Source organism: Lysinibacillus sp. YS11 (assembly GCF_002896375.1).
Taxonomy (GTDB): domain Bacteria; phylum Bacillota; class Bacilli; order Bacillales_A; family Planococcaceae; genus Lysinibacillus; species Lysinibacillus capsici.
The window spans coordinates 1561183-1586113 of record NZ_CP026007.1; the positions used below are offsets into that span (position 1 = coordinate 1561183).

Below are 24931 nucleotides of genomic sequence, written 5' to 3' on the forward strand. Positions count from 1 at the left end.
AAGGATAGACCGTCAAAACTGACGGATAGCCTCCTCAAAGCCCTTCATCAATAAAAAAACCGAGAAGCAGTGAATGAACTGCTTCTCGGTTTTTTCTTTATTCTGAGCTTTGGTCTTCTTCATTTGGGTTGGTAGGCTCGGTAGGAGGTGTTGGCTGCTGATTTCCATCATTATTGCCATTGTTTCCACCATTGCCGTTATTTCCATGCCCATTGCCATTTCCATGCCCGTTATTACCATTATTATTGTTGTTATTACCGTTGTCGCCATTACCATTATTGTTATTACCTTGATCATTATCCTCTTGACCAGGATCAATCGGTAAATCAATATCTGGTTCATCTGGATCTTCCGTTTCCAAATCTTCCTCAGGGGTACTTGTGATCTGGAAGGTAGTTGTCCCAGGCTCACTGCGTGTGCCATCTACAATGGCTACGACAGAGATTGTATAGTTACCATCTTCAAGTGTGTTAGCAACAGTTAGGCCTTTGGTGTCTGCTGTGCCAAGGACAACCGTTTCTCCACCTTCACGTGTGGCAGAAACTTCAAATGAAGTTGGTAAGGGTTCATCGGTTTCTGGATTTAGGATGGCATCATGTTCCCAAGAAATATTGATCGACTGTGCTCCTAAATCTAAGTTTGCTGAAACATTATAAGGTGTAGATAGCTCTGGCGCCTCATAGACCTCAGAAACCTCTGTTGGTTCAGTCCCGCGAACGAATAACTCTGTTTGACGTAGTTCGCTAGGTGTATAGTCACTTGCCAATCTTAAAGGTTTAGAGCCTACTTCCACCGTTGCTTCTACAACAGTACTTGGCTTTTTGAAGCTAGCTGTCTCAACATTCGCTGAAATTTCTTGCATAATCGTCTTAAATAAGTTTTGTGGTAATCGACGTTCTTCCCACGTTGTAATTGGATCAAAGTGTTTTTCATAGCCACTCCATATAGCGATGGAATAGTTAGTTGTGTAACCAGCAAACCATGAATCTGGCACACTTGTATTCGGTAAATTATATTTGTTAAAGTCTTCTGCTGAATAGTTAGTTGTACCTGTTTTACCTGCGATATCCAAGCCAGGCACATTGGCTGCAGTTCCTGAGGCATCAGGCTTATTGCCGACTACATCACGTAGCATGTCTGTTACCATGTAAGCCGTATAATCATTCATAGCCACTTTAGACTCAGGTGTATAGTTTTTAGACGTTTTACCATCTCGATAGACAATTTTTGTAATCGAATGTGGATCTGTATAGACCCCGTTATTACCGAAAGCAGCATAGGAAGCTGCCATTTGAATAGGAGAGATAGTAATAGCACCACCGCCAATTGCATCGGACTCATAGAGATTTTCTGTTTCAATTCCTAAACGTCCAACAAATTCCTTGGCTTTTTCTGTGCCAACCTCCTGTAATGCTTTGACAGCTGGAACGTTCCGTGAAGCATATAATGCTTTACGTGCAGTCATGGCACCCATATATCTGCCATCCCAGTTTGTGATTGTTTGCTTTGTACCTGTATAGTTCATTGGTTCGTCGACAAGTGTTTGACCTGTAGACCATTTTAAATATTCAATTGCTGGCCCATAGTCGACTAACGGTTTCATTGTGGAACCTGGTTGATTATTTGTTAAGTCCTCGGCATAATTCCAGCCACGTTCTGCACCATATTTACGACCGCCACCAACGGCTTGAATGGCACCTGTTTTTGTATCAACGACCGCCACACCTGACTGAATATCTTCAGTTGGGAAATTACTATCATCATTCATCACATTTTCTACAACTTGTTGAGCATTTGGATCAAGCGTCGTATAGACTTTGATTCCTTCTGCCATTGCCGAACCGTCACCATTATTTTCTAATTCATTAATAACAATATCCAGGAAGGCATCATATTTGGAACCTGCAAAAGATTGGCGTGTTGCATCATCCGCTAAACCTGATTGAACTTCTGCTTTTTTGGCTTCTTCCATTTCGGCTTTAGAAATTTTTCCGTGTTGATACATTAATCCTAAAACGGTATTACGTCGTTTTTTTGCAAGCTCAGGGTTTTTTAATGGATTATACGCATTTGGTCGTTGCACTAGCCCTGCTAATAGTGCTTCTTCATCTAAAGTTAAATCTTTTAATTCTTTACCATAGAAGTATTGTGAGGCTGTACCGAAGCCATAGATACGACCTGACATAAGCATTTTGTTGAAGTACATTTCAAAAATTTCTTCTTTCGTATACTTACGCTCTAATTGGAAGGCAAGCCATGCTTCCTGTGCTTTACGCTTTAATTTCTTCTCGTTTTGTAAAAATGAGTTTTTGACTACTTGCTGTGTTAAAGTTGATGCACCTTGCGCACCAAAGCCATCACGGAAGTTTGCAAGGATTGCACCGCCTAGACGATAAAAATCCATACCATGATGCTCAAAAAAGCGTACATCTTCTGTAGCCAGAATAGCATTGATCATATCTTCAGGTATATCTTCATATTTTATATATTTACGGTTTTCAGCACCGATTGTTGCAAATAATTCACCGTTTTTATCGTAGAACTCTGAAGAAACAGGATCTTTCAATAATTCTTCATCGAGCTCAGGAGCCGTGCTTGCATAGAAGGCAAATAATGCACCTCCTCCAATTAAGCCTGCTACACCGATGGCTAAGACAGTTAATAAAATGCGTTTAAACCATGTCTTAGCGGATGAGGCTGGTTTCGTTTTTTTCTTTTTATTTTTTTCAGCGAGAGCTTTTTGATGCTCTCCACGTGTTCGACGACGTTCAGTCATTCTTATTTCTCCTCACTTTCAGACCCGTAGCATTTTGCATCAATCAATTGTTGGATGATAGGTAAATAATCGATACGCGGATAATAGCTCGTGGGAATTTCATATGCCTCTTCTTCGATGATCGAAAAGGGTATCGATTTACGATTGCCATTTTCCATTGCTTGCCAGGCCTTTTGTAAAACTTTGTATGGCACAATAAAATATCGTTCAAAAGCAGAAAAACGAACGATAATAAAAGCCACACCATTTTGTTCCGTCACTTGCTGCATATGTGTCATTTGATGCTCATGAATATTTTTTAAGGGGAAACTTGTTTTGGAAGCCGTTTCCTTTGCATCAAAATCTATATAATGCCCATTCCAAACACCATTGTAGTCGGTTGTAGAGGGTGTTCGAAAATAAGCTTCACGAATGACAGCAGCACTTCGTGAAGGGTACTCTACTTTGACGATTTGCACAGGAACAGGTTTCTTATGAATGATAGCAAGTCGCCTTTTTATATAATAGTCGTTTGCTTCATTAATTTCATCTTCTAGCGTCTTCCCGCGATTACTAAAAGATAAATCTTTGCTTTTGCTCTTTTTTTCTGTTTTCTGTACAGAAGCATTTGGGGTATACAATTTCCCGTTTGGATAACGAATTGTCATTAAACTCACCCTTTACCTTACTGCTTTTCTATCCACTAGTTTACCATGTTTTAATAGCTGTTCTCTACCTCCATCATTCATGAAATTGTTACTAGAATAGTAGAAAACAAATGGTACGTATGAATAATTTGCGTCGAAAAATCGCCAGCTTTATTATTACTAGAATCGTCAAAATAACTGATAAATTTAAATAGGTCATTGGGATGAAAATATACTCACACAGCAACCTTTCATTCATGACGATTTTTTTGGTCAGAGGTTCACTATTAAAATTTTATCGAAAATCTTCTTCTTTCAGCTAACTTACGCTTATTTTGTCACGCCTGAAGGTAATTCTATACATACGAGGAATACTAAAGTAAAGCAAAGGAGGCGTTATTTTGAACAAGTTAGAACAATTAGTTGCGCAGTTAGATCTGGTCAATCAATTACTTTTCACGAGAGTGTCATTGGAAAACAATGCTCATAGTTTGCATTTTTTTATGCAACTTAAAGCGGTTAGCCAGAAAGTAAGCTTAGCAGAAAAGAACTGGCAAGTAAAGAATGCTTGTTCGCCTATTAGTAGTGAAAAATCATAGACTTTGGTACACTTATCTTATAAGCAATTGAACTAACGCAATAGCATGAAGATTGATACATTATTTTCCATAAAGGTGTGGTAAATAGGTGTCATAAACAGTGATATTTCCATAGATGACGAGCTGAACAAAACATACTCAGCATGTATATGCCGTCACTACGAAATATATTTGCTATGTATAATTGTTGAGAGATGAGGTGCAAAATTGTTAGTTATCCAGCAAACATCCAAATTAATAGATGAATGTGATCAGTGCGTTTCACGTTTTTGGCAAATGCGTGAGGAAGATCGAACACCTGATTTTTTTCAAGAGGTAAAGCCACATGCAGATGAAATTCATCAACTTTTAAAGGTATGGCAGCAAGAAGCCAATAAATGGATTCAAAAAAATCGACCAAAATATATGCATACGCAACAAATTGCTTCAGTCGTTGAATCGATGGAGCAATTTGTTGTGCAATCTTTTTATAAAGAAACAAGTAAAAAACGTTTTTTAGATGCCATACATTCTACTTCCTATACTTTGAAAATATTTGAACGATTAGTTAAGGAGGGAGAAAAGGATGCTATCGAAGAAACGAACGATTAGTGAGCTTTTACATGAGTGGAGATATGATGAAGAACTTAAAGAGCGTATCCTGCACTGGCAAACATTAGAGGGGCGTCCAGCTAACTATGCACCATTTCCTGGGAATTTACATCCTTCTTTAGTGAAAGCCTTACAGACAAGAGGGATTGAGCAGCTTTATACACATCAGCGAGAGGCATTTGATTTGGCACAGAGTGGTACATCTTTTACAGCGGTTACGCCAACTGCTTCAGGTAAATCCTATTGCTATCATCTGCCAGTGCTACAAAAAATAATGGAGGATAAAAATGCACGTGCCATTTATTTATTTCCAACAAAGGCACTGGCACAGGACCAGAAAAATGATTTGAATGAGCTCATTGAGCAAAGCGGTGAGGAGATTTTAAGCTATACCTATGATGGAGATACGGCTCCAGGCATTCGCCAAAAGGTTCGTAAGGCAGGGCATATCGTGATGACGAATCCTGATATGCTTCATTCGGGGATTTTGCCGCATCATACAAAATGGGTTTCACTTTTTGAGAATTTACAATATATTGTGATTGATGAATTGCATACATACAAAGGTGTGTTTGGTTCCCATGTGGCGCATGTTATTCGGAGATTAAAAAGAATTTGTGAATTTTATGGGAGTAAACCAGTGTTTATTTGTACATCGGCTACCATAAAAAATCCTAAAGAGCTTGCTGAGCTACTAACGAATGAATCACACATGCTCATTGCTGATTCGGGTGCTCCAGTTGGTAAGAAAACCTTTCTTTTTTACAATCCGCCAATTATTCATAAAACATTTGGCGTGCGTAGAAGTGCTGTATTAGAGGTAAGTGATTTAGCTAAGAGGTTGTACACGGCTGGCATTCAATCCATTATTTTTGCCAAAAGCCGGGTACGCGTAGAAATGATTGTAACCTATTTAAAGGAACTTACACGTAATAAGCTGCTCGATGAATCTGTACGTGGCTATCGAGGTGGGTATCTGCCATCTGAACGACGTGTCATCGAAAAAGGCTTACGTGATGGGACAATCCAGACAGTAGTTAGCACCAATGCATTAGAATTAGGTGTCGATATTGGTCAATTACAAGCATGTATTATGACAGGTTACCCAGGAAATATTGCGAGTGCTTGGCAGCAAGCAGGACGTGCAGGGAGACGTCAGGATGAGGCATTGATTATTTATGTTGCGCAATCTTCCGCATTGGACCAGTATGTAGTCAATCATCCACTATTTTTACTAGGCAGTACACCAGAGGAAGCACGTATTTATCCAGAAAATATGCTGATTTTAATGGATCATTTGAAATGTGCTGCCTTCGAGCTACCTTTTTCAACAGGCGATACGTATGGAGAATATGACATACAAGAATTGCTGGAGTATTTAGCAGAAGAAGGGGTAGTTTTTAAGACGAGTGATAAATGGCATTGGATGAGTGATCGTTTCCCGGCGCATGATATTAGCTTACGTTCAGCGTCACAAGAAAATGTAGTCATTATTGATCTTACCATTCCTGCACAGACAAAGGTTATTGGTGAAATGGATCGTCATAGTGCCATGACACTCTTGCATGAAGAAGCCATTTACTTGCACCAAGGCATTCAGTTCCAAGTAGAGAAGCTTGACTGGGAAGAAAAGAAAGCCTACGTACGTGAAGTAGATGTTGATTACTATACAGATGCCAATCTAGCAGTTGAAATGAAAGTTTTAGAGGAAGATCGTAACCGTTCATATGCAGGTGGTACAATCTGCTTTGGCGATGTTGGCTTAGTTGCACAAGCAACGATTTTCAAGAAAATACGCTTCGGCACACATGACAATATTGGCTCAGGACCTATACATTTACCACCTGATGAAATGCATACAAGTGCTTCGTGGCTATCGTTTACAGCACCAGATAAATGGACAGAGGAAGAGCTAACAGATGCTATGACTGGGGTAGCCTACGCGATGAATGCCTTCATTCCTTTGTTTATTCAATGTGATAGTAGCGATGTAGCCGTTGTACCACAGGTGAAGGCCACACATAATGAGCGGCCAACGTTTTTTGTCTATGATAAGTATCCTGGTGGCATCGGCTTAAGTGAAAAGGTATATGAACTATGGGAAGAGCTAATCATGAAAACATATGAGCATGTTACAAATTGTGCATGTGAATCAGGCTGTCCTTCCTGTATTGGGGCACAAGAATCATTGCTCCAAACAAAAGGAAAGGTAGCTAAATTACTGCAACAATTAATGGCATAGTAAACAGAGGGTGAGGAACGCCAATATGTTCTTTCACCCTCTTGTTTGTATTCATGGTAAATCGATTTTCCTCGAAGAATATTTTGAATGAGGTTAACAATCATGTTACTCTTGCAAGAGAGATGTCTTATACAATAAGCAGAAAATGAGTGAAATTCATGTCTTACGAAAATAAAATATTACAAATGAAAAAAATGCTGGGAAAAAAACCGATGTCCGCCAAAAAAGTTGAAGAACCAGCGTTCCAAAAGCCTGCTAGGCCAAGCTATACAGAGCAATGGAAACAGGCGGGACTAACGGTTGTTGAAAATGATTTCGGCATCGTATTTAAGCGTCAAGTAAGCTATCCGTTTAGCTATCAGCATGGACATTATCAACTGCAATCATTCTTTGAAGCCCTGAAAAAATGGCAAGATTCTGAGTTTGATCATCCTTATGCGCTAGATATGGAAGAATCCGTCTTATTTTTTGACACGGAAACAACAGGTTTAAAGGGTGTTGGGACCCATATTTTTTTGCTTGGATTTTTAGAAGTAGCTGAAGAATCCTTTATCCTCACACAATATATTATGGCAGATCCTGCACATGAAGCAGCCTTCTTATTTGAATCCAAGCTTTGGCAAAAGTCAGCTACTGTGATTACCTATAATGGGAAAAGCTTTGATTGGCCACAGCTTGAAACACGATGGACATTGCATCAAAAAATCTTACCAAAATTACGCTCTCAGCGACAGATCGATTTGTTGCATAGTTCGAAGCGTTTATGGAAAAATGATATGGAGCGTTTAAAATTAAAATCTGTCGAGGAAGAAAAGCTTGGTTTTTCGCGTAAAGGGGATATTCCAGGCCATCTCGCACCTATTATTTATTTGGATGCAGTAAAAAGTGGCATTCCAGATGCTCTTATAAAGGTTTTGCATCATAATGAGTGGGATTTACTATCACTTATCACACTGTATAGTCATTCTACGTATTTATTGTTCGAGCAGGACCATGAAGAATCAGCAAAAACTTTCACCAACATTGGGAAATGGTATGGTGATTTAAGAGAAAGCACACAAAGTGTGAGGATTTTAGAAAAGGTGACATCAAAATTTGATGCGCTAGAAGCGGGCCATGCTCAATATTATTTAGCTTTACAGCACAAGAAGAATAAACGCTATAGTGAAGCTATTGACTCATTCGTGGCCTCCCTTCATTTTGTTGAAGCAAGAACAAAGTTACATGCCCTTGAGCAGCTAGCCATACTTTATGAGCACCAAATGAAGGATTATGAGCAGGCCCTTTATTATACGCAAGAAGGCATACGTCTCATTCGAAATAATGGGCAATGGAGAGCAGAACAAAAACAAAAATGGGAAATTTCTTGGGAAAAGAGACTACACAGATTAGGAAATAAGAAATAAATTCGTGGGTAAGCGCGTGAAACGACAAGTTTAGCCTTACAATTAGTATTTTCAGACGATATAATGTGATGAAGTATGCTATAATGTATTCGTGTATGTAGTGTGAGGAAGGGCGATGTGAATGGACATTAAATTAACGTCAAAAATGATCCTTGAAAAGGAATTTAAAAAGAACTTTAAAGGCTACAATGTAGAAGAAGTAGATTCTTTTCTTGATGAAATTATTCAAGACTATGAAACGTTTGAAAAAGTGGTGGCCCAACTACGTGAAGAAAATAGACAGTTAAAAGAAGAAATTGAAAGCACACCTAAGAGACAACCGGTTGCTTCAGCGGCAGCTGGTACAACGAATTTTGATATTTTAAAACGTCTTTCTAATTTAGAAAAACATGTATTTGGTAGCAAGCTGTACGAATAAATTTAGTCAATTATATTGTATTTAACATAAAACTCTAGTATAATCTTTCGTATCATCACGAAATTCTGGTAATCGCTGCGGCGCTAGACGTCGTAGAGGAAAGTCCATGCTCGCACGGTTCTGAGATGACCGTAGTGTTCGTGCTTACTGAAAAAATAAGGTAAGGCAGCTATTAAGGCTGACGGCGGAAGGAAAACCTAAGTCCTCTGGATATGGTTGACACTTCCTGAAAGTGCCACAGTGACGAAGCTTGCTTGGAAACTTGCAAGGTGGAACGAGGTAAACCCCACGAGTGAGAAACCCAAATTATGGTAGGGGCACTCTCTAGAAGGAATTGAACGGATAGAGGGACAGAGTTTGCTCTGTAGATAGATGATTACCACCTGATCGTACGAGGCGCAAGCTGTTTGAGTACTCGGGAACAAAACATGGCTTATGGAATTTTTTGATGCTTATCTACGAAATAACAAGCGCTCTCCAATTCGGTGGAGAGCTTTTATTTTGAATTCATGAGGAAAAAGTAACCTTGTTAATCAAGTCTTGGTATGCGCTATACGTTTGAGAAGTATCGCTACCGCTTCTAAGTCACAACATCTGAAAACGGTTATAGCATCAATGTGATGTATTGATCTTGACTGCTCACATACTTGTATTGTAAGCAAACGCCAGGTATAATAACCACCTCTATAAATGGTTTATCAGTTTAGGTGTATGGTTACCTGTTTATCAAGAGAATGCCTTCCGCGATTGTCATAGATTTACTTGAGGCGCTTTTCGAGCAAATTCGAAAAATCTGGACGCATTCATTGCACGAAAGAGAAGCGTCAGTGACAATTACACCGAGCGTAATAGATTACATAGTGGTTGGCCTGACGTAAATGCCCTTCTGAGAGGGAGTATAGAGAGATAGGATGGAGCGGAAACATGAACGGAGTAAACAATTGGGAAAGTACGGATAAACTGAAACTGATATCTAAATATCCGACTTCCTTAATACTTAAAATCTTCGAAAATGTATCTGAAGGTATCATGATTACTGATGAATACAAAAAAATAGTAATGGTTAATCCTGCCTTTGAATTTGTGACAGGCTATACATGTGATGATGTGGTTGGAAAAACGCCAGCCGTTTTACAATCTGGTGTACATGAATTGCCGTTCTATTTAGAGATGTGGGAGCAGATACGACAAGAAGGCATTTGGCAAGGTGAGATATGGAATCGTCGTAAAACTGGAGACGTATATCCTGAATGGTTAACAATTGTTTGTGTAACCAACGATGAGGGTGAGGTTACAAATTACTGTGGTATTTTCACAGATTTGTCTGAAAGAAAAATAGTAGAAAATGAATTAGAAAAGCGTTTGCTCACGGATTCATTAACAGATGTATCCAATCGTTTTGCCTATATCGAAAGAATGGATAATCTCTTGGAATCGACTTCTGCTATTTCTCATTCAGTGCAGCATGCGATCTATTTCTTAGATTTGGATCGATTTAAGCAAATTAATGATACATTAGGCCATGCTGTTGGAGATTCAATTTTAATAGAAGTAGCAAATCGACTAAAAAAATTACTGAAAAATAAAGATATTATTGCAAGATATGGCGGAGATGAATTCGTCATTACATTAACCAATGTGAAAAATGTGAAAGAGGCTGCAAAATTTGCTGAACAAATTATTAGTAGTATTGAACAGCCAATGATGATAAATGATCAGGAAGTTTTTATTTCTACAAGTATTGGTATTAGCGTTTATCCAGTTGATAGTAAAAACACAGAAGAACTGATCAATTGTGCAGATAGAGCGATGACTTATTCAAAAAAGAATGAACTAAACGGCTATTCCTTCTATTTTGATGAACTGCAAACCGACGCACAACGAGTGCTATTGCTAGATTCTGAGTTAAGAAGAGCAATAGAAAACCGTGAATTTGAGCTACATTTTCAGCCAAAGATTTCTATGGAAAATGAGCAGATTCAAGGTTTAGAAGCACTAGTCCGCTGGAATAGCGAGAGGCTAGGCTTTGTTTCGCCTGCTGAGTTTATCACTTATGCGGAGGATACAGGTCTAATCATTCCATTAAGTGAGCTTATTATCGAAAAAGCTTGTGAGGCAGTCATTCAAATGCAACAATATGGTTGGAAAACACCTGTCGCCATTAATATCTCGAGCATTCACTTTAAACAGCAGAATTTTTTGGAGTCGATACAAACAATATTAGAGCGCTATAATATGCCAGCTAACAATTTTGAAATAGAAGTGACAGAGCGAACGGTGATGAACAGTGCCAATGAGACAGTTAGTAAATTGGTTCGTTTAAAACAATTAGGCTTTAAAATCTCAATCGATGATTTTGGGACTGGCTATTCATCCTTAAGCTATTTGGTTCGCTTCCCATTAGATTGTTTAAAAATTGATCGTAGCTTTATCCAGCATATTGGATCACTCGATGAAAAACAGGCAGTTGTAGATGCGATTATTCAAATGTCCCATCGCTTAAAAATGAAAGTTGTTGCTGAAGGTGTAGAACAAGCACAACAAGTGGATATACTACGTAAAATGAACTGTGATATTATCCAAGGCTATTATTACAGCAAACCACTCCCGTTAAACGAATTGATGGAGTTTATGGAGTATTGGGAAATTGAGCATCAAGGAAGGAAATAATCTATGGCAAACTATCAATTAGTAGCTACGTCAGCAATGGGCTTAGAAGCTATTGTGGCACAAGAAGTAAAAGCACTTGGCTATGAAACAACCGTTGACAATGGCAAAGTATATTTTGAAGGTGATGAAACGGCGATTGCGCGTACCAATCTATGGCTACGTGTAGCGGATCGTGTAAAGATTGTTGTTGGGCAATTCCCAGTAAAATCGTTCGAACAATTATTTGAAAGTGTAAAGGCACTCCCTTGGGAGAAGTATTTACCAGTGGACGCTGCTTTTCCTGTTTCAGGAAAGTCCGTAAAATCGAAATTATTTAGTGTACCTGATTGTCAAGCCATTACCAAAAAAGCAATCGTTGAGCGAATGAAACAGCATTATAAGCGTCTTGGCTTTTTAGATGAATCTGGAGCGACTTACAAAATTGAGGTTTCAATTTTAAAAGATGTGGCGACACTAACGATTGATACATCTGGAGCTGGCCTACATAAGCGTGGCTATCGTCAGGCTCAAGGTGAGGCACCATTAAAAGAAACATTAGCAGCTGCACTTGTACAAATTTCAAAATGGAATCCAAATCGCCCGTTTGTTGACCCATTCTGTGGCTCTGGTACTATTGCATTGGAAGCGGCGATGTTTGGACAAAATATAGCTCCAGGCTATAACCGAGAATTTATTTCTGAGGAATGGCCATGGATGAAAGCTGCAATCTGGGATACGGTTCGTGATGAAGCAGATAGTTTAGCGAACTATGATCAGCCTTTAGAAATTATTGGTTCCGATATTGATCACCGTATGGTCAGCATTGCGCAAGAAAACGCAATGGAAGCAGGCTTTGGAGAGTTAATCACGTTTAAGCAAATGCAAGCACGTGATTTTACAACACAGTTAACGGATGGTGTCATGATTGGGAACCCGCCGTACGGAGAGCGTATTGGTGATGTGGAAGTCGTGGAACAGGTGATTCGCGATGTTGGGAAGGTCATGAAAAACTATCCAACTTGGTCTGTATATATGCTATCCTCCATGAAGAATTTTGAAGAATTATATGGACGCCAAGCGACGAAAAAACGTAAATTATTTAATGGTTTTATTGAAACAAATTATTATCAGTTCTGGGGTCAAAAGTCTAAAAGAGATTAACGAATAGTAACGGAAGATAAGATTTTTTCTTATCTTCCGTTTCGTCGCGTATAATAGCACCAGATAGTTAGAGGGGGAACATTAATTGCGTAAATCTTTACCATTTGCATTATCAAAGGACCGTTCATTTTTCGATTCATTAGGTGACTGGATGGGCGATGTTCTTTATGATGAATTACCAGAAAAGGGCTTTGAATGCCGTGATGAGCAAATCTTTATGGCTTATCAAATAGAACAAGCACTAAAAGAAAAAAATGTTCTCTTTGCAGAGGCAGGAGTGGGAACTGGCAAAACGATCGCTTATTTGCTTCCAGCTATTTCCTACGCACGTTACACAGGGAAACCTGCGTTGATTGCTTGTGCAGATGAAACATTAATCGACCAACTTGTAAAAGAGGGGGGCGATATTTATAAACTCCAAAAAACGTTAGGACTTGATATTGATGTTCGACTTGCAAAATCGAGAGATCAGTATTTATGCTTAAAACGCTTTGAGGAAGCAGAGAAAGTGGAGTCGGATGAATGGATTGATGATATTTCCTTTTCTATCCCTGATGGTGTTTATGCACAAGGTTCGATGATTGCTGTTCATCCATATGGGGAACGCAGTAATTATCCAACAGTCAGTGATGAGGATTGGCAAAAGGTTAATTACAATTCGATTATGCAATGTTCGGTTTGTGACCTTCGTAATCGCTGTGGGCAAACATTGCATCGCTCTCATTATCGAAAATCAACCGATCTTGTTATTTGTTCACAAGATTTTCTAATGGAGCATTTGGCTACAAAGGAATCTCGTGAGCGTGAAGGTCAGTTAGCATTACTGCCTGAGGTATCAATGATGGTGCTGGATGAAGGACATTTATTGGAGTATGCTGCGCAAAAAGCGATGACCTATAAAGTACAGGCGACGACTATCGTGCAATTATTGGAGCGCTTGATGGTAGATGGTGTACGCGAGCGCACACTGTATGCAATGGAGAAATTACAGGATGATCATGAACTATTTTTGATCAGCTTCGTGATGATATCGTCGCTTCTAATGAAGATCGCAAACGCATAAACAAATCAAAAACATTGCTTGCTTACGGGAAGCAATTAATAGATGATGTAGAAACATTGATGGAAGAATTCGTTTTTGAATCAGAAATGTACATGATACCTGAATATGAGCTAAATATGGCGGAAGAATATTTAGAACAATATGAGGCTTCGTTGCGTATTTTCATCGCACAGGGAGATGCAGTAGATTGGTTAGAGGAAACAGATGGTGAAGAAACGCTCGTCATTATGCCTCGTTTAATCACAGAAGTTTTAGCAGAAAAATTATTCTCTAAAAAGCTTCCAATCGTCTTTTCTTCTGCCACTCTATCGGTCAATAAAGACTTTTCTTATATTGCCTATAGTTTAGGAATTCGAGATTACCAATCATTTTCTGTGCCATCCCCATTCGACTATGAAGAAGTTATGAAAATCTATTTACATGAGCTTACACAACGAGACAAAACAGCGCGTGTTCAGCAGTTGCTGCGTGATGGCGAGCAAACGTTGATTTTGTTTAAATCGAAGCAAGCCATGCTAAACTTCAAGGCAGAATTACCACTAATGGAACGTATGTATGTAGCATTTGAGGGAGATCGAGAGCTATCAGCCATTGTTCGAGACTTCCAGCAAGGAACAGTTAAAACATTATGTTCATATCATTTATGGGAGGGGTTAGATTTGCCTGAGGAAGCATTAACACGTGTGATTATTTATGATTTACCATTTCCTCCACAGGACCCATTATTTGATGCGAAACGTACATTTGCCGAAAACCCATTTGAGGAAGTAGAATTACCTTTCATGCAATTACGCTTGCAGCAAGGGATGGGGCGCTTAATTCGTACATCGAATGACCATGGTGATATTCACATTTTATTAAATGAAGATGAACAAAAGCAGCGCGCAGCCTTTGAAAATATAGTAGCAGTTGTACCAGAAATAAAATAGAAAGAAGCGAGTTTACCCAAACGGTAAGCTCGTTTTTTGTTATATCGAAATAACATTATGTGTGTAGTTAAATTATGGATCTTTAAAAAACTGTTGAATATTTCTCTTTTAAGCTATATAGTTCTTTGTAATGCAACGAAATCTTGTGAAAGAATATATTTTTTATATTGAAAATAATTTCACAAAAGGTTTATAATAATGACAAAGATTTTTAAGAATAGTCAAATTGCTTACTGACTATTCCTTGATAGGGGGCTTAAACCTGTCGAACATTCAATCATTGTGTAGAAAATATACAAATCTATCGGCAACGGATATTGACAAGTTAATAGAAATAGAGGCTACGCTAACGTATTATGCTGAGTTGACAGATTGTTACATGTTCATAGATTGCTTGTTGGAGAATTTACCGCATGCAATTGTTGTGGCAGAGGCATTCCCGAAGAAAGAGATTGGTTTATACGAAAAATCAGTTATCGGAAAATTCGTATTTGAAAGTTTTGAACCAGCCGTATTTGCTGCGTTTAAACATAAAGAAAAATCATCCATTTCCAGAGCAATTACGCAGGAAGGCATAACGGTGGAGCAAAATGTCATTCCCATTTTTAATGAGCAGCAGCAAGTAATTGCTGTGTTGATTCAGGAAAAAATGGTGAAGATGCAAACGACACCGAAGGATGATTTTCAAAATATGCCGTTTGCATTAATTGAGCATATTGTCGAACCTAATTCTCAACCAATTCCAGTTGTTTCTGATTTACTCGTAGAGTCGATTATTCTCACAAATCACGAAAATAAAGTGATTTATAGTAATCCAGCAGGCTATCATTTTATTTCGGAGCTATCTGGATTAGAAAATTTTGACAATATAGCGTTGGATAAAATCTTACCTTTTTTACAGGAGGTCTATGATAAAGGCGACGATGTCTTTTTCCTAGAAATTACGATTGATCGTAAGTCCTTTATTGTGAAGAAGATTCCTATTCGCAGTCATAACGAGAAAGTCACGCTACTCATTATTCATGATCTAACAGAGCTTAAGCTGAAAGAAAATGAGCTAATGATGAAAACATTTGCGATACGAGAAATTCACCACCGCGTGAAAAACAATCTTCAGACAGTGACAAGTCTATTACGTTTGCAAATGCGAAATGATCTGTCTGCTTCAAATGCAAGTGCGTTTCAAGAGGCATTAAATCGAATCTATAGTATTTCATCGGTGTATGAGCTGATTTTAGAAAATGAAGATAACGCTGAAGAAAGAGTAGACGTTATCGCATTAGCTAAAAAAATTGGTCATAAAATGATTGGTACGTCTAATACAGCAACTATTCAACTAGCCTTTCATCATGAAAATTTGCAGCTGTTCTGCCATTCAAAAAAGGCAGTCTCTTTAGCACTCATTATTTGTGAGCTACTGCAAAATGCATTAAAGTATGCGTTTATCGGACGTGATGAAGGAGTTATCGATATTCAATTCATTCAGGAAGATTCTACAATTTCGCTTCATATTTCTGACAACGGCGTTGGAATGCAAGAGGTGAAGGCATCTTTTGGTATGGAGATTATCACAAGGCTTGTAGAATATGATTTAGCTGGCTCATTTTCAATTATCCCTAGTAATGAAGGTACACATACTCAAATTCAGTTCCCTGTAAGTGAGGAGGTATTTATCGTAAATGACTAGGAAAGTTATGATTGTCGAAGATGAATCACTGATTGCGATTGATTTGAAGTTTATGTTAGAAGATAACGGCTACGAAGTTGTAGCACAAGCGAACAATGGGGAAACAGCCATTGAATTAGCCTTTTTACACAAACCACAGTTAATCTTAATGGACATTAAAATGCCTAAACTTGACGGTTTAAAGGCAAGTAAAATTATTGAACAACAGCTTGGTATACCCGTTCTTTTCATCTCGGCCTATAGTGAAAAAGAATTGTTGCTATACATGAAGCAGGATAATATATTAGGATATGTAATGAAACCGTTTTCTGAAAAAAATGTGTTGCCTGTGCTTGAGGTTGCTTTTCATCAAATTGATAAATTCAACCGTCTCAATGGGGAGATCTTACATAAGCAAACACAATTAGATAAGCGAAAAGTCATTGAACGAGCGAAGGGCTTGCTGATGCAGGCTGAAAATATAAGCGAGGACGAGGCTTACCGTAAGATTCGCAATGAAAGCATGCAAACACAACAGGAAATGGTGCATATTGCACAGCAAATTATTAACAACTTACAAGTCAATAGTTGAAGCAAAGGCGCTTTAAAGAGATTTCTTCTTTAAAGTGCCTTTTTTTATATAAATTTATAAATAAAAAAGGGGTGATGAGTAAGATGGCAATGATAGGAACGGTTATCGTTTATATTATTATGATTTGTGCTGTTTTAGGGGCAATCGGAGCTATCCGAGATGCTGAGTATGGAATTGGGAAAGAATTTATGAATGGGATCCATACGGTTGGTCATATTTTTGTCCCAGCAGCAGGGATCATGGCAGCTATACCTTACTTAACATGGTTTATTAGTCATTTTATTAGTCCGATTTTTGAGTTAATTGGCGCAGATCCTGCGATTGCAGCGACGACGATTTTAGCCTCGGACATGGGTGGTTACCAATTAGCCAATGCATTAAAGGAGTCTTATGAGGGATGGGTAATGGCTCTTGTTGTTGGTTTTATGTCAGGTGCTACTATCGTATTCTCAATTCCAATGGGCCTTGCGATGTTGGATAAGCGTGATCATAAATACATGGCGCTAGGAATTATGGCTGGCGTTTTAACAATTCCGATTGGTGCATTTATTTCTTCGATCATGATTGTGCTATTCAACACAGAAGTACGTGAAGTCATTAGTACAACAGAGGCTCCTACATATGTATTTGCCATTTCTGTTTTACAAATATTAATTAACTTACTACCTTTATTCATTTTCGTTATCTTAATCGCACTAGGCTTAAAGCTTATTCCAAACGGCATGATTACTGGCTTCATGGTATTCGGTCGTGTAATGGATGCGGGAATTAAACTGGTGTTAGTGTTCTCTATTGTTGAGATTTTTACAGGTATTTTTACAAAGATTTTTGGCGCGTGGGGCTTCGATCCAATCATGGCTGATGAAATCGATCAGTTCCGAGCATTAGAAACAGCTGGTTATATCGGGATTATGCTAGCGGGTGCCTTCCCAATGGTGTATCTAATTCGAAAGTATGCTTCCAAGCCACTTGAAGCAGCTGGTAAAAAATTAGGCTTATCCTCTGTAGGAAGTGCTGGGATTTTAGCAACGATTGCGAATATTTTAGCGATGTTTACACTAATTCGCCATATGCCACCAAAAGACAAAGTAATTAACATTGCATTTGGTGTATGTTCCGCCTTTTTATTAGGTGATCACTTATCATTCACGGCGAACTTCCAGCCAACCATTATTTTACCTGTTATTGCAGGGAAGTTTTTAGCGGGTGTTATTGCGATTATTTTAGCCTATAAGCTTTCAGTACCAACTGCATTAAGGTTGGAAATTGAAGATCGTAAGGCTGGCATTATCAAAGAAGGCGAGTATTTAACAGATCAAAAATCTTAATTGATTAAAAAGTGAGGTGATGACGTGTGAGTGAAGAGAAAAAACGATTTATTCAGGAGTTTGTGCCGGGTAAACAGCTAACATTGAGTCACCTTATTGCCAATCCTGATCCAGAAATGTTTCAAAAGCTAGGTATCCAAGAAGCAGGTGCCCTTGGCATTATGACTTGTACGCCAAGTGAAACGGTAATTATTGCAGGAGACTTAGCAACAAAGGCTGCCAATGTCAAACTAGGATTTTTAGATCGTTTTACAGGTAGTCTCGTTATTGTTGGTAGTGTGTCAGAGGTAGAAATGGCGATGTTAGAAATCAATCGTTTTTTATCCGAGGTATTAGGTTATACACCATCAAAAATAACAAAATCATAGGATGTGTCATATGAAAAATCGAGTAATGATAATTGGCGGTGTGCAAGCAGGAAAGTCAACATTGATGAATACATTGTTGGGCAAAGAAAGCAGTGCCAACAAAACACAAGCACTCGTTTATGATGACTGGATTGTTGATACACCAGGTGAATATGTTGAAAATCCAATGTATTACAGAAATATTATGGCAACATCTTTGGAAGTAACCCATGTGATTTACTTGCAGGATGCCACATCAGCAAGGAGTGTATTCCCTCCGCAATTCAGCTTAGGGATTCCCAAAATACAAATAGGGGTTATTACCAAGATTGATGCCCCTGAAGCAGATGTAGAAAGGGCTACCGCCTTATTAAAAAATGTTATGACGCAGGGCCCTATCGTGAAAACCTCTTCCTGGCAAAAGCTTGGCATTGAATTGATTGAACCATTGATTCAACTCAAGTCAAATGAAGAAATTCGACAATTTGTTAAGGAAAGCGATAGTCCGTATCTCATGTATTGCTCACAGTAGCGAGAGGGAGGTGTAGGGTGAAAACTGAAAAAATATTTAGTGCAGGCATTGATATTGGGACAAGTACCACAAAAATGGTTGTCAGTAGTTTTCTGTTAAAGAATGTGGCTGGCGTAACACATGTGCCAAGGATTGAAATTATTGAGAAAACGGTGTTGCATCAAAGTCCAATTATTAGAACCCCTTTTATCAATAAAGACATCATTGATATGAAAAAGATAGAGGAATTTATTTCTCAACAGTATCAATTGGCACAAATTGCTCCATCTGATATTGCAACTGGGGCCATCATCATTACTGGTGAATCAGCCACGAAGGAAAATGCAAGTGAGGTTGTCCATACCATTGCAGATGGCGCAGGTCATTTTTTAGTTGCTACCGCAGGTCCTGATTTAGAGGGCATCATTGCTGCCAAAGGGGCAGGTACTTTACAGCAATCAAAGAATTCATCCAAAGTCATCGCCAATATCGATATTGGTGGAGGGACAGCGAATATTGCTGTTATGCAATTTGGAGAGGTCATTGGTACATGTACCTTACATGTTGGTGGTAGATTGATTGAGTTTAAGGATGGCAAGATTCAATCAATTTCTCCGCCACTCATGCGATTGATGGAACGATGGGCTAATCCGTTAGCGGTCGGTGATGCGGCCGAAGATATTCGAGTGACACATTGTATTGAAGAAATGGTGCAAACACTTGCCATGATTCTTCATGGGCAATGCAGAGATGAAAAGCATCCATTATTACTAGGGCATTTACCAAACTGGCATAAACCTGTGGATGCCATCGTTTTTACGGGTGGTGTGGCCTCTTGTATTTATGAAAATGAATGTACCCAGCGTCAATATGATGATATTGGTGAAAAATTAGCGAAAATGCTACTTCAGCATGAACAGCTACAATCATTTTTATGGTTACGACCAGAGGAAACAGCACGTGCAACAGTGACTGGTGCTGGTACACAAACCACTGAAATCAGTGGGGCAACCATTCAGGTGGATGCCCAAGTATTACCACTAAAAAATGTACCTGTCTTCAATTGTCATATAGATTCTTCAACAGATTTTAACTCGACGGTGAAGACAGCAGTAGAGAGAGCAAATGATCTATTTTCTATACAGGACAATCGTTCGCCATTTGCCCTCTATTTTAGTGAATTGCCATATTTAAGCTTTCAGGATGTACATGCATTGTGTCAGGCCATTTTGTTACATTTGGCGACAAGATGCTCTAAGGACATACCAATTATCATAGTCATTCAATCAGATTATGCAAAGATTATTGGACAGACCATACAAGCCATAAATGCGACAGTACCAATTATTTGCATCGATCAAATTAAAGTGGAAACGGGCGATTACATCGACATTGGAGAGGTTCTGCCATCTGGCGTCGTTCCTGTTGTGGTGAAGACCCTTGCCTTCCATTCAAAGTAAGGAGGATGAATGTGAACTTATCGGTGATATTTGGTGGAGAAAAATATAATTTTAAATCATTAAAAGATGTTATGGCTAAGGCCAATGAAGAAAAATCAGGCGATCAGCTAGCAGGTATTGCCGCTGAGACGGTTCAACAACGGATCGCAGCAAAGGCAGTATTAAGTGAGCTTTTAGTTAAAGATATCCGCGAAAACCCATTAGTGCCACAAGAAAATGATGAGGTTTCACGCATTATTGAGGGCGATATTAATGAGCAAATATATGGAGAAATCAAAAACTGGAGCATCGAGCAGCTGCGTGAATACATTTTATCAAATGACACGGGTGATCGTGAATTAAAGCGTTTAAGTAAAGGGATGAATTCCGAGATTATTGCCGCTGTTACAAAACTAATGTCCAATTTAGATCTTGTACATGCAGCCAATAAAGTTGAAATACTTTCAACGTGTAATATTACGATTGGTCAAAAAGGGACGCTGTCATCTCGTCTACAGCCAAATCATCCGACAGATAATATTGATGGCATCATCGCCTCTCTAAAAGAAGGATTGTCCTATGGTATTGGGGATGCTGTTATCGGCATTAATCCTGTAGATGATTCAGTTGAAAGTGTCAAAAAAGTGCTTACAGCTACAAAGGAATTCATCAATGATTGGTCCATTCCTACGCAAAACTGTGTATTAGCTCATATTACAACACAGATGAAGGCAATTAAACAAGGCGCCCCAGCAGATATGATTTTCCAAAGTATCGCAGGGACAGAAATTGCTAACCGTTCGTTCGGTATTTCTGCTGATTTAATACGAGAAGCAGAGGAGCTCATTAAAAAACAAGGAACAGGTACTGGTCCAAATTTATTCTACTTTGAAACAGGTCAAGGCTCAGAGCTATCGGCAGAGGCACATATGGGTATTGACCAAGTAACACTGGAATCCCGCAATTATGGATTTGCTAGACATTTTAATCCTTATATTGTGAACACTGTAGTTGGCTTTATTGGCCCAGAGTATTTATACAACAATAAACAAGTAATTCGAGCAGGTCTCGAAGATCATTTCATGGGCAAAATGCATGGTATTCCTATGGGGGTAGATATTTGCTATACCAACCATATTAAGGCAGACCAAAATGATGTGGAAGATTTGAGTGTATTGCTGACAGCTGCTGGTGTTAACTTTATTATTGCTGCGCCAATGGGCGATGACGTGATGCTCAACTATCAATCGATGAGCTTCCATGATGTGGCTACATTACTCCAAACATTTGGTAAAAAACCAGCACCAGAGTATTTAGCATGGTTAGAGAAAATGGGCATTTATGAAAATGGTCGACTGTCAGCAAGAGCTGGCGATTTATCCATTTTTGAAAGGTAGGTGAGTCAAGTGAATGATCAATTAGTTTCTATGATTACACAGCTTGTCATGGAGAAGATGGAGAAAAGTACAGGTAGCCAAACACCTGAAATAGCAGCTACTCCAACAGAACAACCACTTATTAAATTTTATGATACAGTAGAAAATCGTTTTTCAGGAACAACAGAAGCTATAGCAACATCACAGGAGCCATTAATTCAGCTGTATCAGCATGGAGCTCCACAGCAAGTAACGACGGTTACTTCTGCTACTTTCGAACAACCAGTAAATGACGCTGTGCCGATCAAGCCCTTTCAGTTTGAGGCGGGCTCGTTAAGTGAAAGTGTGCAGGCTGCTAAGAAACATACACCTGCTCGTATTGGTGTAGGAAGAGCAGGGACAAGACCGAAAACGAAAACCTGGTTAAAATTCCGACTTGATCATGCTGCTGCGGTAGATGCTGTATATGGCGAAGTGACAGAAGATCTTTTACAAAAGCTTGATGTCTTTCAGGTCACAACGAAAGTCACAGATAAAGAAGAATACATTACAAGACCTGACTTAGGGCGTCGTTTATCAGAAGAATCAAAGGCATTGATTCAGCAAAAATGTAAACCACAGCCAAAGGTACAGATTATTATCTCGAATGGCTTGAGTGCAAGTGCGATTGAGGAGAATGTTCAAGATGTTTACTTAGCCCTTCAGCAAAGTCTTAGCAATTTAAATATTGACATTGGTACTACGTTCTATATCGATAAAGGGCGTGTTGCTTTAATGGATGAGATTGGTGAGCTGCTACAGGCAGAGGTTATTGTTTATCTAATTGGTGAGCGTCCAGGGCTCGTATCAGCAGAATCGATGAGTGCATATTTATGCTACAAGCCAAGAATTGGGACAGTGGAAGCGGAACGTATGGTAATTTCAAATATCCATAAGGGTGGTATCCCACCATTAGAAGCGGGAGCTTATCTTGGCACAGTCGTAGAAAAAATCCTGCGTTATCAGGCAAGTGGCGTAGAGCTTGTCGCAAAAGAAGGTTAGGAGGCTGAAATATGTATCCTCAAAAAATTATGGCGCAAATCTTGGCGATGCAAACCATTCCAAGAGTCAACAGTGAACTAGCAGAGCAGTTAGATTTAAAGCCACATCATCATAGCATTGGGCTTGTCACACTGACAATCGACGATGTTGGCTATGTTGCCTTAGATGAGGCGACGAAAAAGGCAGATGTCGATGTTGTTTATGCAAAAAGCTTTTATGCTGGAGCGGCACATGCGTCTGGTCCATTGTCAGGTGAAGTAATTGGCATTATTGCTGGAAGCTCACCTGATGAAATTCGTAGTGGTCTTGATGCCATTCAACAAAAAATTGAATTTGATACGTATTTTGAAGCTATTAATAATAATGACAATCATGCCTTGTTTGCCCATACCGTGGCAAGCTGTGGGACGTATCTTGCTGAGCTTGCAGATGTAAAGGTTGGCACCCCACTTGCTTATTTAATTGCTCCGCCGCTTGAAGCGGTTGTTGGATTAGATGCAGCATTAAAGGCTGCAGATGTTGAGCTAAAGGTTTTCTTTGGTCCTCCATCTGAAACTAACTTTGGGGGCGGCTTATTAACTGGCAGCCAATCTTCATGCGAGGCTGCGGCACATGCATTCAGAGAAGCTATTGAAAATATAGCTAGAAACCCAGTGATTTAGAAAGGAGGCGGCTTTATGGCCACATTAGACAAAGACTTATTAGCGATTCAGGAAATGAGAGATGCCGTTAAACATGCTAATACAGCACAGGCTGCCTATATGCAATTTTCTCAGCAACAAGTAGACAACATTGTAAAGGCTGTCGCGGATGCTGCCTTTAAGGAAGCAGAGCGTTTAGCAAAAATGGCTGTGCAAGAAACAGGAATGGGTATTCCTAACCATAAAAAGATGAAAAATGAAGTAGCTTCACGAGATGTCTATGAAGATATTAAAGAATTAAAAACAGTTGGTATTGTGGGCTATGATCGGATGAAAAAAGTAGCCGAAATTGCAAGTCCTTTTGGTGTCATTGCTGGTATCGTGCCAACAACAAATCCAACCTCTACAGCGATCTTTAAGACACTTATTTCTTTAAAAACGAGAAATGGTTTAGTGCTTAGTCCACACCCATATGCAGTGAAATGTACAAAAGAGGCTTTAGATATTTGTCGAGTAGCTGCTGAGAAAGCAGGCGCGCCAGAAGGATTACTACAATGTTTAACAATGTCCTCCATGGAAGCAACACAGCAGCTAATGAAGCATCCAAACATCCATTTAATTTTAGCTACGGGTGGTGGTGCATTGGTCAAGGCAGCCTATAGCTCTGGCAAACCTGCCTATGGGGTTGGACCAGGAAATGTACCAGCTTACATTGAAAAATCGGCTAATATTCAAAAATCTGTACGCCAATTGGTGCAAAGTAAATCGTTCGATAATGGCACAATCTGTGCAACAGAGCAAGCTATTATTGTGGATAAGGTGATTGCCGAGCAAGTGCAAACAGAATTAAAGAAAAATGGTGCCTATCTATTAAATGCCGAAGAAAAAGCTAAAATGGAAAAATTGATCTCGCCAGTTCCTGGGAAAGTAAATCCCCAGATTGTCGGTAAATCAGCTACTTGCCTAGCTGATTCTGTTGGTATCACGGTACCAGACGATACAAAAGTTCTTGTGGGCTTCGAAACAATGATTGGTAAAAATATTCCGTTTTCTCTTGAAAAACTATCACCAATCTTTGCGCTTTATGTTGTTGAAAACAGTACAGAAGCCAAGCAGGTGATGATTGACCTGCTCAATATTGGAGGACGCGGACATACATGCTCAATTCACACTGAAAATGCAGCATTAGCAGAGCAATTTTCTGTCGAATTACCAGTATCACGAATTGTGGTTAATACATTATCCTCAATTGGTGCAGTAGGTGGCACAACGGGCTTAGCACCATCCTTTACATTAGGCTGTGGGACATTTGGCGGCAATATTACGTCAGACAACATTACAGCAAGACATTTATTAAATATCAAACGTATGGCGTATGGCATTAAAGATGTCGAAGTGCCAAAACCAGAATTCGAAGTACAGTCCGTTGTTGAATCGGTAGTTTCACAAGAACCTACTCTTGATACAACGATGGTTCAACAAATTGTCGATCAAGTATTAAAACAAATCACATTACAAAATAAATAAATT

At 39.1% G+C, this 24931-nt stretch carries 19 protein-coding genes, 1 other RNA gene and 1 pseudogene; 19 read left to right on the top strand and 2 right to left on the bottom strand.

Going from position 1 to position 24931, the window contains the following annotated elements:
• Window positions 1–97: 97 nt before the first annotated feature.
• Together LBYS11_RS07400 and recU are read right to left on the bottom strand one after the other, a co-directional pair.
• Window positions 98–2776 (bottom strand): penicillin-binding protein 1A, encoded by a 2679-nt coding sequence (locus LBYS11_RS07400; RefSeq protein WP_103117757.1) that lies wholly within the window; start codon window positions 2774–2776, stop codon window positions 98–100.
• A 2-nt stretch (window positions 2777–2778) separates the two neighbouring features.
• The gene (recU, locus tag LBYS11_RS07405; protein ID WP_048389981.1) at window positions 2779–3423 is read right to left on the bottom strand and encodes a Holliday junction resolvase RecU; all 645 of its coding nucleotides are present in this window, start codon (window positions 3421–3423) and stop codon (window positions 2779–2781) included.
• A gap of 380 nt (window positions 3424–3803) precedes the next feature.
• On the opposite strand from recU, the gene LBYS11_RS07410 reads away from it, so the two are divergent.
• The 19 genes and pseudogenes from LBYS11_RS07410 (at window position 3804) to LBYS11_RS07500 (ending at window position 24928) form a co-directional block, all read left to right on the top strand.
• Window positions 3804–4001, top strand: coding sequence for a hypothetical protein (locus LBYS11_RS07410; protein WP_004225568.1), 198 nt, complete (start codon window positions 3804–3806; stop codon window positions 3999–4001).
• Window positions 4002–4208: 207 nt separating this feature from the next.
• Window positions 4209–4592, top strand: a complete 384-nt coding sequence (locus LBYS11_RS07415; RefSeq protein ID WP_054550767.1) for a YppE family protein — start codon at window positions 4209–4211, stop codon at window positions 4590–4592.
• Window positions 4567–6834: a DEAD/DEAH box helicase gene (locus LBYS11_RS07420; protein WP_103117758.1), complete on the top strand. Its 2268-nt coding sequence runs from the start codon at window positions 4567–4569 to the stop codon at window positions 6832–6834. Before LBYS11_RS07415 ends, LBYS11_RS07420 begins: the two co-directional genes overlap by 26 nt.
• Before the next feature lie 158 nt (window positions 6835–6992).
• Window positions 6993–8240, top strand: a complete 1248-nt coding sequence (locus LBYS11_RS07425; RefSeq protein ID WP_103117759.1) for a ribonuclease H-like domain-containing protein — start codon at window positions 6993–6995, stop codon at window positions 8238–8240.
• Between the two features lie 121 nt (window positions 8241–8361).
• Window positions 8362–8658, top strand: coding sequence for a cell division regulator GpsB (gpsB, locus tag LBYS11_RS07430; protein WP_004269307.1), 297 nt, complete (start codon window positions 8362–8364; stop codon window positions 8656–8658).
• Between the two features lie 60 nt (window positions 8659–8718).
• An RNA gene (gene rnpB, locus LBYS11_RS07435) (RNase P RNA component class B) lies at window positions 8719–9099 on the top strand.
• 483 nt (window positions 9100–9582) lie between these two features.
• Window positions 9583–11328: a GGDEF domain-containing phosphodiesterase gene (locus LBYS11_RS07440; RefSeq protein WP_054550770.1), complete on the top strand. Its 1746-nt coding sequence runs from the start codon at window positions 9583–9585 to the stop codon at window positions 11326–11328.
• 3 nt (window positions 11329–11331) lie between these two features.
• A complete protein-coding gene (locus tag LBYS11_RS07445; RefSeq protein WP_054550771.1) occupies window positions 11332–12468 on the top strand; it encodes a THUMP domain-containing class I SAM-dependent RNA methyltransferase in 1137 nt (378 codons plus the stop codon).
• A gap of 85 nt (window positions 12469–12553) precedes the next feature.
• Window positions 12554–14460: pseudogene (locus LBYS11_RS07450) on the top strand (ATP-dependent DNA helicase).
• A gap of 280 nt (window positions 14461–14740) precedes the next feature.
• Window positions 14741–16147, top strand: a complete 1407-nt coding sequence (locus tag LBYS11_RS07455; protein WP_016991941.1) for a sensor histidine kinase — start codon at window positions 14741–14743, stop codon at window positions 16145–16147.
• The gene (locus LBYS11_RS07460; RefSeq protein ID WP_004269312.1) at window positions 16140–16718 is read left to right on the top strand and encodes an ANTAR domain-containing response regulator; all 579 of its coding nucleotides are present in this window, start codon (window positions 16140–16142) and stop codon (window positions 16716–16718) included. Before LBYS11_RS07455 ends, LBYS11_RS07460 begins: the two co-directional genes overlap by 8 nt.
• Before the next feature lie 83 nt (window positions 16719–16801).
• Window positions 16802–18046, top strand: coding sequence for an ethanolamine utilization protein EutH (eutH, locus tag LBYS11_RS07465; protein WP_016991938.1), 1245 nt, complete (start codon window positions 16802–16804; stop codon window positions 18044–18046).
• 26 nt (window positions 18047–18072) lie between these two features.
• A complete protein-coding gene (gene eutS, locus LBYS11_RS07470; RefSeq protein WP_004269314.1) occupies window positions 18073–18414 on the top strand; it encodes an ethanolamine utilization microcompartment protein EutS in 342 nt (113 codons plus the stop codon).
• A 10-nt stretch (window positions 18415–18424) separates the two neighbouring features.
• Window positions 18425–18925 carry a EutP/PduV family microcompartment system protein gene (locus tag LBYS11_RS07475; protein WP_103117761.1) on the top strand — a complete coding sequence of 167 codons (501 nt, stop codon included), beginning with the start codon at window positions 18425–18427 and terminating at the stop codon, window positions 18923–18925.
• A 17-nt stretch (window positions 18926–18942) separates the two neighbouring features.
• Window positions 18943–20364, top strand: a complete 1422-nt coding sequence (locus LBYS11_RS07480) for an ethanolamine ammonia-lyase reactivating factor EutA (RefSeq protein ID WP_103117762.1) — start codon at window positions 18943–18945, stop codon at window positions 20362–20364.
• 5 nt (window positions 20365–20369) lie between these two features.
• Window positions 20370–21740 carry an ethanolamine ammonia-lyase subunit EutB gene (locus LBYS11_RS07485; RefSeq protein ID WP_008176446.1) on the top strand — a complete coding sequence of 457 codons (1371 nt, stop codon included), beginning with the start codon at window positions 20370–20372 and terminating at the stop codon, window positions 21738–21740.
• 9 nt (window positions 21741–21749) lie between these two features.
• Window positions 21750–22760: an ethanolamine ammonia-lyase subunit EutC gene (gene eutC, locus LBYS11_RS07490; protein ID WP_066037675.1), complete on the top strand. Its 1011-nt coding sequence runs from the start codon at window positions 21750–21752 to the stop codon at window positions 22758–22760.
• Between the two features lie 11 nt (window positions 22761–22771).
• Entirely contained in the window at window positions 22772–23422 is a 651-nt protein-coding gene (gene eutL, locus LBYS11_RS07495) for an ethanolamine utilization microcompartment protein EutL (protein WP_036077522.1), read from the top strand.
• A gap of 15 nt (window positions 23423–23437) precedes the next feature.
• Window positions 23438–24928, top strand: a complete 1491-nt coding sequence (locus tag LBYS11_RS07500; protein ID WP_009370494.1) for an aldehyde dehydrogenase family protein — start codon at window positions 23438–23440, stop codon at window positions 24926–24928.
• Window positions 24929–24931: the final 3 nt, after the last annotated feature.

Coding starts and splice junctions, on each gene's coding strand:
- eutH (WP_016991938.1), top strand. CDS start 16,802: ATGGCAATGATAGGAACGGTTATCGTTTATATTATTATGATTTGTGCT.
- LBYS11_RS07420 (WP_103117758.1), top strand. CDS start 4,567: ATGCTATCGAAGAAACGAACGATTAGTGAGCTTTTACATGAGTGGAGA.
- LBYS11_RS07485 (WP_008176446.1), top strand. CDS start 20,370: ATGAATGTGAACTTATCGGTGATATTTGGTGGAGAAAAATATAATTTT.
- LBYS11_RS07500 (WP_009370494.1), top strand. CDS start 23,438: ATGGCCACATTAGACAAAGACTTATTAGCGATTCAGGAAATGAGAGAT.
- eutL (WP_036077522.1), top strand. CDS start 22,772: ATGTATCCTCAAAAAATTATGGCGCAAATCTTGGCGATGCAAACCATT.
- LBYS11_RS07460 (WP_004269312.1), top strand. CDS start 16,140: ATGACTAGGAAAGTTATGATTGTCGAAGATGAATCACTGATTGCGATT.
- LBYS11_RS07445 (WP_054550771.1), top strand. CDS start 11,332: ATGGCAAACTATCAATTAGTAGCTACGTCAGCAATGGGCTTAGAAGCT.
- recU (WP_048389981.1), bottom strand. CDS start 3,423: ATGACAATTCGTTATCCAAACGGGAAATTGTATACCCCAAATGCTTCT.
- gpsB (WP_004269307.1), top strand. CDS start 8,362: ATGGACATTAAATTAACGTCAAAAATGATCCTTGAAAAGGAATTTAAA.
- LBYS11_RS07400 (WP_103117757.1), bottom strand. CDS start 2,776: ATGACTGAACGTCGTCGAACACGTGGAGAGCATCAAAAAGCTCTCGCT.
- LBYS11_RS07425 (WP_103117759.1), top strand. CDS start 6,993: ATGTCTTACGAAAATAAAATATTACAAATGAAAAAAATGCTGGGAAAA.
- LBYS11_RS07475 (WP_103117761.1), top strand. CDS start 18,425: ATGAAAAATCGAGTAATGATAATTGGCGGTGTGCAAGCAGGAAAGTCA.
- LBYS11_RS07440 (WP_054550770.1), top strand. CDS start 9,583: ATGAACGGAGTAAACAATTGGGAAAGTACGGATAAACTGAAACTGATA.